13 protein-coding genes are annotated in these 12,622 nt (G+C 57.1%); 9 read left to right on the forward strand and 4 right to left on the reverse strand.

Annotation, left to right across the window (positions count from 1 at the left end; genetic code table 11):
• Positions 1 to 220 precede the first annotated feature (220 nt).
• The 4 genes from MCM46_18105 (at position 221) to MCM46_18120 (ending at position 3,567) form a co-directional block, all read left to right on the forward strand.
• On the forward strand, positions 221 to 958 hold the full coding sequence (locus MCM46_18105) for a hypothetical protein (protein ID MCG3113721.1): 738 nt from the start codon (positions 221 to 223) through the stop codon (positions 956 to 958).
• 211 nt (positions 959 to 1,169) lie between these two features.
• Positions 1,170 to 1,511, forward strand: a complete 342-nt coding sequence (locus MCM46_18110; GenBank protein MCG3113722.1) for a hypothetical protein — start codon at positions 1,170 to 1,172, stop codon at positions 1,509 to 1,511.
• A gap of 335 nt (positions 1,512 to 1,846) precedes the next feature.
• Entirely contained in the window at positions 1,847 to 2,395 is a 549-nt protein-coding gene (locus tag MCM46_18115) for a methanogen output domain 1-containing protein (GenBank protein ID MCG3113723.1), read from the forward strand.
• On the forward strand, positions 2,392 to 3,567 hold the full coding sequence (locus tag MCM46_18120) for a PAS domain-containing sensor histidine kinase (protein MCG3113724.1): 1,176 nt from the start codon (positions 2,392 to 2,394) through the stop codon (positions 3,565 to 3,567). The genes MCM46_18115 and MCM46_18120 overlap by 4 nt, the downstream gene beginning before the upstream one ends.
• A 202-nt stretch (positions 3,568 to 3,769) precedes the next feature.
• Here MCM46_18120 and MCM46_18125 read toward each other — a convergent pair whose 3' ends face one another.
• Positions 3,770 to 3,925 carry a hypothetical protein gene (locus MCM46_18125; protein ID MCG3113725.1) on the reverse strand — a complete coding sequence of 52 codons (156 nt, stop codon included), beginning with the start codon at positions 3,923 to 3,925 and terminating at the stop codon, positions 3,770 to 3,772.
• A 342-nt stretch (positions 3,926 to 4,267) separates the two neighbouring features.
• Here MCM46_18125 and MCM46_18130 point away from each other — a divergent pair, with 342 nt between their 5' ends.
• On the forward strand, positions 4,268 to 4,993 hold the full coding sequence (locus MCM46_18130; protein ID MCG3113726.1) for a hypothetical protein: 726 nt from the start codon (positions 4,268 to 4,270) through the stop codon (positions 4,991 to 4,993).
• 75 nt (positions 4,994 to 5,068) lie between these two features.
• Here the strand turns inward: MCM46_18130 and MCM46_18135 are convergent, their stop codons facing one another.
• Complete coding sequence (locus tag MCM46_18135) at positions 5,069 to 5,611, reverse strand: helix-turn-helix transcriptional regulator (protein MCG3113727.1); 543 nt, start codon at positions 5,609 to 5,611, stop codon at positions 5,069 to 5,071.
• Positions 5,612 to 6,074: 463 nt separating this feature from the next.
• Here MCM46_18135 and MCM46_18140 point away from each other — a divergent pair, with 463 nt between their 5' ends.
• The 3 genes from MCM46_18140 (at position 6,075) to MCM46_18150 (ending at position 9,104) form a co-directional block, all read left to right on the forward strand.
• Positions 6,075 to 7,340, forward strand: a complete 1,266-nt coding sequence (locus MCM46_18140; protein MCG3113728.1) for a tyrosinase family protein — start codon at positions 6,075 to 6,077, stop codon at positions 7,338 to 7,340.
• Between the two features lie 158 nt (positions 7,341 to 7,498).
• The gene (locus MCM46_18145; GenBank protein MCG3113729.1) at positions 7,499 to 7,711 is read left to right on the forward strand and encodes a hypothetical protein; all 213 of its coding nucleotides are present in this window, start codon (positions 7,499 to 7,501) and stop codon (positions 7,709 to 7,711) included.
• Positions 7,698 to 9,104 (forward strand): patatin-like phospholipase family protein, encoded by a 1,407-nt coding sequence (locus MCM46_18150; GenBank protein ID MCG3113730.1) that lies wholly within the window; start codon positions 7,698 to 7,700, stop codon positions 9,102 to 9,104. The genes MCM46_18145 and MCM46_18150 overlap by 14 nt, the downstream gene beginning before the upstream one ends.
• A 61-nt stretch (positions 9,105 to 9,165) precedes the next feature.
• On the opposite strand, the gene MCM46_18155 is transcribed toward MCM46_18150, so the two are convergent.
• On the reverse strand, positions 9,166 to 9,771 hold the full coding sequence (locus MCM46_18155) for a peptidylprolyl isomerase (GenBank protein MCG3113731.1): 606 nt from the start codon (positions 9,769 to 9,771) through the stop codon (positions 9,166 to 9,168).
• A 119-nt stretch (positions 9,772 to 9,890) separates the two neighbouring features.
• The gene (locus MCM46_18160; GenBank protein MCG3113732.1) at positions 9,891 to 11,429 is read right to left on the reverse strand and encodes a B12-binding domain-containing radical SAM protein; all 1,539 of its coding nucleotides are present in this window, start codon (positions 11,427 to 11,429) and stop codon (positions 9,891 to 9,893) included.
• A 391-nt stretch (positions 11,430 to 11,820) separates the two neighbouring features.
• Between MCM46_18160 and MCM46_18165 the strand changes: the two genes are divergently transcribed.
• Positions 11,821 to 12,600 (forward strand): ATP-binding cassette domain-containing protein, encoded by a 780-nt coding sequence (locus tag MCM46_18165; protein ID MCG3113733.1) that lies wholly within the window; start codon positions 11,821 to 11,823, stop codon positions 12,598 to 12,600.
• Positions 12,601 to 12,622: the final 22 nt, after the last annotated feature.

Here is a 12,622-nt window from a genome sequence, read left to right on the forward strand (position 1 = left end):
GACTGTCCGAACGATCCAATGCGGGCAGCCGGTCTTTTATTTGTCGCGGCTGACCTCTTTCTTCCAACGCGATCGCTCAATCCCAGTCACCAGAAAGCCGTTGCTCTCTTGAAGCGGGAAGCGGCCGCCATTCTTCTATTTATCTCTTTTCCTGACTCCGGTATAATTCCATCCGATTATGTTCGCCGATGTGCAAACGCCCCAAGCGGGAGGAACCCAAATGAACACAGAACTCGTAGTGGCGCTGATCTCCGGCGGGATTGCGCTGGTGTCGGCCGGATTCGCCATGTGGGGTCAGTTCACCTCCGCGCGGCTGGCCGCCGATTTACAGAATCTTCAACTTGCGGAAGCCCGGCGGCTGGAGCGTGAGAAGACCGTCTCCCGTTACCGGGAGCCGCTCGCACGGGCCGCCCACGATCTGCAAAGCCGCTTGTATAACATCCTGGCGCAGGGATTTATCGGACTGTATGCCGAAAACCGGACGGAGCGGGAGCGATCGTACGTTCTGAACAACACCGTTTACCTGATCGCCCAGTACTTCGCCTGGACGGAGATCATCCGCCGCGATATTCAGCACATCGATCTCGGCACGGAGGAGGAGACCACCAAACTGGCGCGGTTGCAGGATAACACCTACCGGCTCTGGCAGACCGACCGGTTCGGTTCGCTCTTTCGTGTGTTCGCCGGAGAACAGCGCGCCATCGGCGAGCGAATGATCATCGAGACCCCAAGAGGACCCGAATGCATCGGCTACTCCGCCTTTCTCGATCAGAACCTAAGTGAAAAAGAGCCGCTCTTGAACGCCTTAAGAGAAGACGTGCGGGGATGTTCGGCGAGTTTGGAAGAAGCCCGCCCGCGTTTAATCGCCATTCAAAACGTCCTCATCGACCTCCTCGATTTTCTCGATCCCAATTACGTCCGGTTTCCGAAGGAGCGAAGGCGTAAGGTCGGGCAATAAGCCGGCGTGATCGCTGTTCCGAACCAAAGATCAGACCCTTCCCTTGGCAACGTTGAATAAATCCAATCTCCACAAATTCAAAGAACGCCCGCCTTCAGCAGCCACCACTCTCGACCCCAACCGCCATCAACGAAAGAGCGCCCCTTTATCCGGTGGGTCCAATTCCGCTATACTTGACTGACCTGGAGCAGAAGCGGTAAAGGAGGTCGATATGGCAGGAGATAAGATGTGGTTGTTCCCTTTTGTATTGGTCCTGGTCTTTTCTGCGGTCTCCGCGGAGACCGCGCATTCGCAGAGAATCGAGAACCGGGAAGCGAACCGGGAGGGATGGATCGATCATGAGACGAAATCAGCCGGATCTACCCTGATAGAGGAGCGGCGGCGGGCGGAGCTGGAGGAGCAGAGGGCGGCGGCGAACATGGAGGGGGTGGAGAGGCAAGGGCGTAGGCAGGCAAATAAAGAGGGGAGTCGGACGGGCGAAAGAGTGGAGCGCCGGTCGGCAGACTTTTCCGCTCCCGGCGCGCTCAACAACCGTTCCGAACAATCCAAATGAAAACAGAGACTGAACTGATTTGAAGTAAAGAAAGGCGCTTCGCTCTCAGAGAGCGAAGCGCCTTTCTTCTAAAGAACCGGAAGACGTGCGCGGGACGGACCACCCCCGTGTTATTTCTGAAGGATCGGTCTCTTGTAATCCGGCTCCAATATTCCTATACTATCAAAGGTCGTATCGCGCTCATTCCTCCCGTTGTGAGCATCCCAATCCCTGCGTCTCTGGCCCGACGACGTCCTAAGATGGGTTTAAAGAGGACGAAGAACAGGTCCATATCGTGGTCGTACGATCCCTAAAGAGACCATCCCATTTACTATTTATAATGAAAGGAAAGCATCATGGAGAGAGAAAAGGGAGTTTCTCCTTTATCTGCCGACCTTGATATCCCGCTGGAGCGCGACATCTTCTTGCGGACCCTGGTCAGAGAGTTGTCCGGGACCTTGCAAGAGATCATCGGCATCGAGGAGGCCTCGGGCTTCGTTAGTTTGGTCGGCCAGAACATGGGACTTGCAATCGACCAGGAGTATAAAAAAGCGCTCGGCGTCTCTCAGCTCACACAGGAGCAGGTGGCCGACGTGCTGGTCGATCTGAAGCGGCGGATCAAAGGGGATTTTTATATCATCGAGCAGGACGAGGAGAAGATCGTATTGGGAAACCGGGCGTGCCCTTTTGGAGAAAAGGTCATTGACCGGCCGGCCATGTGTATGATGACCTCGAATGTCTTCGGATCGATTGCGGCGGAAAACCTCGGCTATGCCAAGGTCGAGCTTCAGAAGATGATTGCCTTGGGAGATCCCGGCTGCCGGGTGGTCGTTCATCTCAAAAGAACGCCTGCGGCCGATGTATGCAAGGGAAGGGAGTATTTTCAGGGAGACCGTTCCGAGTGACCCCCAAAGCATTCTTGGCGCTTGCCAAGGCCCTTCCAGAAGGAATGCTGCTCGTGTCGGGAACAGGAAAGATCCTTGCCGCCAACCGCGCCCTGGGGGATCTTTTAGGTACCTCTTCCGAAGCGCTGACGGGGAAGCTTCTCTTCGACGTCGCCGCCTCTCCTCCGGAAAAGATCAAGACCTATCTTCAGGTCTGCTCGCGCAGCGGTCAGATGATGATCGGTACACTCTCCTTTGGCTTTCCACCGAAGAAGATCGACTGCCGCGCGGAAGGCGCCGCCGTCGCGCCCGGAACGAAAGGGAAGGCCGCGAAGATTCTACTCCGGCTGCGGCCGAAGGAGTCGGGCTCAACCCAATTCATCCTGCTGAACCGGCAGATCCAGGCGCTGACGCGCGAAATTACGATCCGACGGCGAACGGAGGAGAAGCTCAAGCGAAAGACGTCGGAGGCGGAGGAGGCGAGCCGCGTGAAGTCCCAGTTTCTCTCCAACGTCTCTCACGAGCTCAGAACGCCGCTCAATGCCATTCTCGGCTATACCTCTCTTCTATTGGATCAGGTCTACGGCCCCGTTGGAGAAGACATCAGAGAACCGCTGGAGAGGGCCAAGCGAAATGCAGACGATCTTTTAAGGCTGGTGAACGATGTGCTTGATTTCTCCAAGATCGAATCGGGAAAGATGCCGCTCGATCTGGCCCCGGTCGATATCTCTTCCTTAATACACGATGTGTATGTTGGAATGAAACTCTTCGTCGATAAGAAATCGCTTCGGGTTCACTGGAACCTGGAAAAAGCGCTTCCGATGATTGAATGTGACGCCAATAAGGTCCGACAGGTTTTCGTGAATCTTTTCTCCAATGCGATCAAGTTTACGAATGAGGGGGGGGTGACGATTTCGACACGGAATCGACCTGAGAAGGATGGAATTGAAATTTCAATCCAGGATACCGGAATCGGCATCCGCTCGGAAGAGCTTCCTAAAATATTCGACTTGTTCCATCAGGCCGACCCGACCGCAACCCGAGAGTTCGGCGGCGTCGGATTGGGCCTGGCGATCGTCAAAGAGATTGTCCATCTATTAAAGGGGGAGATCCAAGTCGAAAGTGAATATGGAAAAGGATCGACCTTTACCCTCTTTCTTCCTTGCCGAAGCGGCAAGCTGACCGCCTCCTAGATTTTCTTTCCAGCATTAGAAGACAAGCGAACATACGCTTTACATCTTGATCCGTTGTCCCCTTCAACTTCGTCGCTCCGCCGGACGGGGATTCTCTTAAGATTTAAAAAGGATTTCAGAAGGAAAAGCAAGATTGAAGTCGGAATAGAATGAAGGGATTCCCTTCACGCGATACGAACTCCAATCTTGCAGGCGGGCAGAATCAGACCGCTTTGACCGGCTGGTCGGCGATGCTTTTCTTCAGACCCTGGAGCGCTTTCTCGACGGTTTGCGGGCTTGATTCAAAGGCATGCTCCATCACATAGATGGCTTGAGTGATGGCTTTGGTCATCGTTGCGATTTTCTCTTCCTGTGTCATCGGATGCCTTCGGTTAAAATGTGGCCCGCTGCAAGTGTCCCGTTCTGCTTGCAATAGGGGTGAGGCCATTGTATCACGAACGGCGGGATAAAAGAGTTTAAAGCTGAATTCGTCACCTCCTCGCATCCCGCCATCCAATCAAAAACAGGTGGAGCCTCCCATCCCCTCTGAACCGGTTTCGGATGCCACGGATCGCCGCGGCTGAAACCCGCCTTTCATCATATTGGGCGCATTCAATGATTGCTTTTATCTTCTTTCCTGTGATATACCTCCGTACATTCCCGAGCCTCATTTGCCCGAATTTCCAGTCTCACCGGGCGCCCCTCTTGGAGAGCGATCGAGATGAAGAAAAAGACCCTGCTCAATCTTCTGATCATCGTCGGTTTCGGAGCGGTCCTCCTGCCCGCTTCCCTTTCTCCGAACCTGTTCACCTTTAAAAAATTTGGTCTGTCCGAGATCACGCAGCTCTTCACGTTCCTCCTGCTCGTCTCTCTCTTTCTGGAGCGAGCTTTGGAGGTGTTTATCACCACCTGGAGACGTCCCGGAGAGGAGGAGTTTTCCGGAAAGGTTCGGCACTGCGAGCGAAGAATCGCGGAGCTAAAAGAACAGATCCGAAAAAGAGGGAACCAGGTGGAAACGGTGGCGACCAAAACAACGAGCGAGGATGCGTTGAAGTTGGAAAAACGGACGGAGTTCATGCAAAGCCCCGGCGATACGAGCGGGCTCCTCGTCGAGCTGGACAAGGAAATAACGCAGCTGAGCGGGTTCAACCAGGAAAGAGGAAGATTTAAATCGGGAACCAGAAAGATCGCCCTCTGGTCCGCGCTGTTTGTCGGGGTTCTGGTCAGCGGGGCCGGCGTGCGGGGTTTCGAGACGCTGGTCGATCTGAGGGCGCTTCCCGACGCGCCGTTGCTTTACACCGGACAAATATTTCTCTTTCGTTCTTTGGACACCCTCCTCACCGGCGGCTTGATCGCAGGAGGGAGCGAGGGAATGCATAAGCTGACGCAGGTATTTAGCGTTTTTCTGGATGAGACCCGAAATCAAATCAGGCGCAAGCCGGATTGAACGTTCCAACGCCCTTCCATCTCCGCGGGGGCACCCCCTCCCGCCGCCGTCGAATCAAAAATCAGATGCAGACCTTCAGACGGCCCTCGCCGGCGTCACCTCGTTTTCCAATTCCAGATAACGCCGATGCGAAAAACTCTTCGCCACAATGGCGGCCCGGGTGGTGACCTGAAATTTCCTCATGATCTGCTTGACGTGGTGCTTCACCGTATATTCCCCGATGTGCATGCCGTTGGCCACCTCTTTATTCGTCATCCCCTGCGATAAAAGCTGAACCACGCGCTTTTCCCGCGGGGTGAGTTTGATCGGCGCCTCGGACGGCGCCGACGCAGGGTCTTGGTAAACCCGCTCGATGAGAATCAGCAGCTGCGTAAAACCGGACTCATCCCGCCGCGGCTGCAGAAGAACGGGACGGAAAAGAGAAACGGCGCCGTCATGATGCCGGCAGACCCGCTCTCGGAGGGGTTCTGATTGTTTGAACGTGAGATAAAGCTCAAAAACGATTCCCCGGTTTTTTCCGGCGAGCCCATCCGTAATCTCTCGGGCCGTTCGGTTTTGATGGAGAATCTCTCCTTCCCGATTTAAAAGGATGATCCCGGGCTCGATCCATGGTGTCATGAGGGATTGCATCTCCCTAGCATCTTTCTCTTTGAATGGATTCGATCCGACTTGGACTTGTTCTCGATGGACGCGGACAGCAATCGGTAAGGAATGCATCATGAACCTCCAGGCAAGACGTTTTTATTGAAGTTCTTTCTGTCTGTTTTCTCTAAGAGCAAAAAGAAGACCATCTTCAATTTCGGGTCATTGGAAGTCCCCCTGTTCGGAAGGGCGCAGAAGAAAGCGAAACCCCATCCGACCCGTGATCCAAACAGCGCTTCTCGACGGAGCCGACTGAATCGGCGAGGATACACTCTGTATCCTTTCAAGACCCTTCCACAGCCCTTTCCATCCTTTCGTCTCACGGGATCGGTCGGTTCTCGCCTGTTCCACGTCGATCGCGTCCCCGGCACCGTCATTGCTTTAGGAAAGATCCACCTGAGCAAAGGAATGCCAACCTCAAACCAACAAGGAGAAACCGATGCGTTACCGAAAAAATATCACCTGCCTGAGCGCCGACGAACTACACGATCTTCGGGAGGCCCTCGCCGGGATGTATGCGCTGCCGGCGTCCAATCCGAACAGCTTCGCCAAGCTGGCCGGCTTTCACGGCGGACCGCCGACCGCATACTGCCGCCACGGCGCGCCGGGCTTCTTTACCTGGCACCGCGCCTATATCCTCGCCTTCGAAGAGGCGCTCCGGACGATCCGCTGCAATGTCACCCTCCCGTTCTGGGATTGGTCTTCGGGACCGACGACCGGGGTGCCGGAGCCGTGCCGCCATCCGACGTATATGAACCGCTCGGGCGCCACGGTGGCGAACCCGCTCTACAGCGGACCGCGCTCGGGCGGAGGCCAGACCGCGCGCCGGGCCGATATCGATACCACCGCCTATGACGATCTGGCGGCCACGGCCCAGACGGCGCTGACGGCGGCGACCTTCACCTCCTTCCAGAACCAGATCAACGGCGTCCACGGCTCGGTGCACGTCCGGACCGGCGGCGACATGGGGTCGGTGCCGACGGCGTCGTACGACCCGATCTTCTATCTGCATCATGCAAATGTCGATCGGCTCTGGGCGCAGTGGCAGGCGAGCCATCCGGGCGCGCTGCCGGCCTCCGAAGCGACCTTCGCCCTCGAACCGTTCAACCGTCCCTTCACCCTTCAGTGGCAGACCGGCGCCGACGTCGAATCGACGGCGGCGCTCGGCTATCAGTATCGCCGCTTCTGTTTGATCTTCCCGCCGATCCGGATTTGGGAGCTGGTCGCGATCGAATGGCCCTGGACGATTCGGGAGCAGATGACGTCGGCCCGCCTGGTGATCAAGAGCACGCAGATGCAGAAGAGGCCGATGGAGATCCGGGCGTTTCTCAACCAGCCGGAGGCGAATGCCGGGACGAAAACCGCCGGCAATCCGGCCTTCGCCGGCGCGGTCGGATTTCTCGGCCATGGCGAGGGGACGCGGCACGATCATTCGACGGAAGCATGCCGGGAATGCGCCCAGCTCGGGCATACGCACAAACATGCCGATCACGCCCACGATCATTCGGACCATCCTCATTCCGAGCAAACGGGAACAGGGGGGGAAGAACGGATGGATGTGGAGATCGATTTGACCCGTGCGCTTCGAAGGGGGGACCGCAAGAACGAGAAGGTGTCGCTGAAGCTGGTCGCCGTTGACATCCACGGCAATGAGACGGCCGCGGGAGAGGCGGCGCTCGAGGAGATGGAACTCGTCGTGGAATAGGGACGGGTTGTTCGGTGTTGGTTTGGTCGGTGTAGGGGCGGGTTTCAACCCCGCCCCTACATGAGATGCCCCTTGACTTCTTTTTCGCTTCGCTTTAACCTGCCGTTTGATCTACTTACGTTGAACATACCACAGCGGCCGGGGAGGCGCGGCATCCGATGGAATTCCTCATTGTGAAATTCGATGAAGAGCGGGAGGTGTTGATCGATGAAGTCAATCAAGGGAAGACCGGCGAGCTGATCGAGCTGTCGGCGGGGACCTACACCGTTTCGTTGGACGGGGAGGAAGATTTCACGCCGAAGACGAAGAAGATCAAGCTGAAGAAAACCTCGCCGATCAAACCGATGGAGGTCACCTTTGAGAGAGCATAAAGAGATCGTCCGGATCGTTGCTTTCTTCGGTTTGTTCCTCTTTTTCCAAACCGGCTGCGCCCACCACCTGGTGAACGACCGGCTCGCCGAGTATCAGCCCGACGCGGGCTACCGCTTCAAAAATCTGACCGACGACGGCAACAGCGACGCCCTCTTCGTCGCGGTCGCCTTTTCCGGGGGAGGGACCCGGGCGGCGGCGCTCTCTTACGGCGTGATGAAGGCATTATCGGAAACCGAGATCACCTGGCAGGGGAAGACGAAGCGCCTGGTCGAGGAGATCGATCTGATCTCGACCATCTCGGGCGGTTCTTTCACCGGAGGGTATTACGCCCTCTTCGGAGACAAGATCTTCACCGATTTCGAGCGGAAGTTCCTGAAGCGGGACATCGAAGGGGAATTGACCGGCCTGCTGCGGCGGCCGACCAATTGGTTCCGCCTCGCCTCTTTCCATTTCGACCGGATCGACCTGGCCGCCGAACACTACCACCGGACCGTCTTCGAAGAGAAAACCTTCGGCGATCTGCTCGCCCGCAACCGCCGTCCCTTCGTCGTGATCAACGCCACCAACATGTCGCTGGGGGACCGGTTCGAGTTCACACAGGACCAGTTCGACTTTTTAGGCTCGGATCTCTCCTCCTACCCCGTGGCGCGGGCGGTGGCCGCCTCCTCGGCGTTTCCTTTTCTCCTCAGCCCGATCACCCTGAACAACCACCCGGCGCCGACGAACTATCGGACCCCCCCCTGGGTGGAAAACGCCATGGAGGATTATGAGCTCAATCGCCGCCGTTTCATGCGGGCCAAGATTTTGAAGACGTATGAAGACAAAGACGAGCATCCCTACACCCATCTGCTCGACGGGGGGTTGGCCGACAACATCGGGCTGCGGCATGTGATCGATTCGGTCCGGGACGGGGGAATCCGTCAGATGATGAATCAAGAGAAGATCGAGAAATTTGTGGTGATCGTCGTCAACGCGAAAACGAGTCCGCCCCAGGAGATCGATCAAAAAGAAGACGCTCCCCATCTACTGGACGTGGCGGTGAAGACGGCAACGATTTCGATGGACAACTACTCGTTTGAAACGATCGAGCTGATGAAAGATGTGAAAGAAGCGCGGGAGCAGGCGCAGCGGGCGATTGAAGACTGCCAAGGGCTTCTCGCGGAGAGCTGTCCCCTGGCGCCCCGCCTCCCGGCATTGAAGGGGATGGATTTTTACATCGTCGAGATCAGTTTTGAGAGCATCGACGATCCGAAAGAGCGCGAATGGTTCTTAAGCCTTCCGACCAATTTTTCCCTGAAGCCGTCCGTTGTCGACAGGTTGATTGAAAAGGGGGGGGCGTTGCTGAAAAATTCGGAAGAGTTCCAACGCCTGATTGAAGAGTTGCCCGAGTAGCGGTTAGAAAAGGAAAAGCATTGGAATGGGGCTTCGCCCCAAGCCCCATTCAAATAGCCTCTTAAGGCCGAAGGATCGTTACCTTCGTCATCACCACCGAGGTGGTCGGCCTGTCGCTCGCACCCGTCGGGACATTGGCGATCGCATTCACGACCTCTTGACCGGAGGTCACCTGACCGAAGATCGTATGGACATTATTGAGATGGGACTGCGGCGCGCCGTCTAAAATAAAAAACTGGCTTCCGTTGGTGTCCGGACCCGAATTGGCCATGCCGACCCGCCCGACCCGGTCGAATTCCAGCCCGGAAGAAAACTCGTCTTCAAACGTGTAGCCGGGCCCCCCGGTGCCGTTCCCGAGCGGATCTCCCCCCTGAATCATAAAACCGGAAATCACCCGGTGGAAAATCAGCCCATCATAAAACGGCCGGGTGACCTGCTGTGACGTATTCGGATCGGTCCACGCTTTGGTTCCCTCGGCGAGGCCGATAAAATTGGCGACCGCGATCGGCGCTTCGTCCTCGAAGAGCTCGATCACGATCTCCCCCAGGGTGGTCTCGATTTTGGCCGAAGGGTTTCCGCCCCCGCCGCTCGATGAACCGCCGCCCCCGCCGCATCCGATGATCAAGCCAAGAGAGATGAAAGAGAAAGCCAAAAAAATACGCCGCATAAAATTCCTCCAGGGTAAAAATGATTTATCTTCTATGGAGGTGAGTATATCATTGAAAATCGATTTTTAAAGGGGGCGATGCTCTGAAATGGATTGTGGAAGCAGGCGAAGAGAAGGGATCAGGCGCGGGGGGCGGGCGCGGCGCGTTCGGCTTCTTGTTGAATCCGGAGGCGCTCGGCCTTCGATTCCTCAATCACCCGCTCCAGGACATCGTCGTCGACCATCGTAAGCTGCGCCGCCGCGTCTTTCAGCGCGCCGTGTTCCACCGCGCGCGACATCACTTCGGCTTTGGTCTGGCCTTTCTTTTTTCCGAGGAACGGCTTGACGATCAGATAGAGGACATCGCGCAGCGGCATAAAGCGCAAGAAGCGGCGGAGCAGGGTGAGGATCTGGATCGGGTAATGGGTCAACTTGTAGACGAAGAGCCGCCGGAGGCCGGCGTTTCGCTCGTCGTTGATCACCGGGCCGGGCAGACAGGTCGGATCGATCTCGGAGCATTTGAAGTATTTATACCAATCGGCGGCGTCGTTGACCAGCCCGCGCTCGACATATTCCTTCCACAACGGTGTCCCCCGATAGACGCAGAGGCGGTTGAAGCCGAAGGTGTCCAACCGAAGCCGCGACGCAAAATCAAACGTCGCCCGCATATCTTCCACCGTCTCGCCCGGGCTGCCGACGACGAAGAAGCCGTGCACGATCTCGATCCCGGCCTTCTTGGCGGTCGTTACCGCCGATTCGACCTCTTCGAGCGTTTGTTCTTTCTTCAGACGGTCGAGGATCTTCTGGCTGCCGCTCTCGATCCCGAACATGATCGTCCGGCAGTGGGCCTTGGCCATGATGGGGAAGAGATGCTGGCAGACCGAATCGACCCGCCCCTCCACCCCCCACTCGATGGTGATCTTCTCGTCGATGAGGCCCTGGCAGATCGCCTCGATCCGCTTCGCTTTCAGCAGAAAATGATCGTCGACGAAGTAGACCGCCCCGTAGCCGAGCTCCTGAAGGTACTTGAACTCTTTCACCACATGCTCGGCGCTGCGGAAGCGCCACTTGCCGTCGTTGAAGATCGGAATGTCGCAGAAGACGCACGGCCAGGGACAGCCGCGCGAGGTCTGCATCGTCGTGAAGCGTTCCATCGAGAGGACCGCCGGCACGTCGAGCGGCATCGACTCGATAAAATCGAGCGGCAGGCTCTCGCGGTCGGGGAAAGGCCATTGATCGAGATGGCGCTCGGTCTCCCGGTTCGGATTGTTGATCACCCGTCCCTCTTTCGCCCAGGTCAACCCCAACACCCCTTCGGGATTGTCCAGGTTTGACATCAGGTCGAGAATCAGCTGCTCGCCGTCGCCCCGGCAGACGAAGTCGACCTCGGGACATTGCATCTTCACCAGTCCCGCGTTGAGGGAGGCGAAGACGCCGCCGAAGGCGAGGCGGACGGTCGAGTCGACGGCGCGGATCTGGCGCGCCATGATCTTTGCGTAGGGATAGCTGGTGGTGCTGAGAAAGCTCATCCCGACAAGGTGAGGTCTCTGCCGGCGGATTTCCTCGATGATGACTTCGTTGGGGGTTTCCGGATTGGCCTGATCGAACATGACGCACTCGTGGCCGGCTTCCTTGAGCACGGCGGAGAGCGACATAATGCCGATGGGGGGAAATCCCATCACGCGGATATTGCCGTTCTTGGCGCGGGTGGCGGCCGGGAGGGCGTAAAACTGCGGATCGCGGATATGGATTAGGAAGACGCGGATAGGCGACTCGCTCCCTGTAAGAGGGTGTATTGCGGGAGGCCGCTCACGAGTCGGTATGGCGTTGCGTTTAAAATGTTCATCGTGCGGCCAGGATACCAGGGAGATTTTTATCTGTCAACGTGAATCTGTGACGTCGGGTATCCTAGCCGATAACCCGTAACATTCTTTCCCCGTCTTAAAATACAAGGGAAAGAGAATCGGTTCATTCGGAATCCGGCCTCGAAATAGAAAACGATTTCCTTTCCCGATGTATTTGACAGCAGATTTCTAATCTCTTATTCTCACGAAAAAGGAGCGACACGCTTTGAACATCATCGAAATCAAAAACGCCGATATTTATCAGGGCGCAAACCAGGTCTTCTCCGATCTCTCGCTTCAGATTGCAGCCGGCTGTCAAACGGCCATCCTCGGCCCGAACGGGGCGGGAAAGTCGACCCTCCTTAAACTCCTCTCCGGCGAAATCCGGGCGGCTTCTCACAAGGGGAGCGTCCGGCTCTTCGGACGGGAGCAGTGGAATCTCTGGGAAGTCCGCGCGCAGCTCGGCATCGTCTCCCACGACTTGCAGCGCGATTATATGCTTTCCGTTCGGGGCGGGGAGGTGATCCTTTCCGGATTTTATTCGAGCATCGGCCTCTACGGCCATCAGGCGTTCAACGACGCGCAGCGGAAGCGGGGGGAAGAGGTGATGGAACGGCTTGGGATTGCGGCCTTGCAGGAGCGGCGGTTCGCGGAGATGTCGGCCGGCGAGCAGCGGCGTTTTCTGCTCGGGAGAGCCCTCGTGCACGACCCGGGAACCCTCGTTTTGGACGAGCCGACGAGCGGCCTCGACCTGCGCGCCTGCTTTCAATATCTCGACCTGGTCCGGGATCTGATCCGGCGGGGAAAAACGATTCTCCTCGTGACGCATCACCTCCACGAGATCCCCCCTGAGGTGGAGCGGGTCATTCTCCTCAAAGAGGGGAAGGTGATCGCCGACGGAAAGAAAGGGGAGCTGCTCACCGGCGAGCGGATGACCGAGCTCTTCGACACCCCGGTGAGACTCGCGCAGGCGAATGGCTGGTATCAGGCCCTTCCAGCACGGTAGGGGCAGGTTTAAAACCTGCCCC

The sequence above is a fragment of the Candidatus Manganitrophus morganii genome (assembly GCA_021651055.1).
Taxonomy (GTDB): domain Bacteria; phylum Nitrospirota; class Nitrospiria; order SBBL01; family Manganitrophaceae; genus Manganitrophus; species Manganitrophus morganii.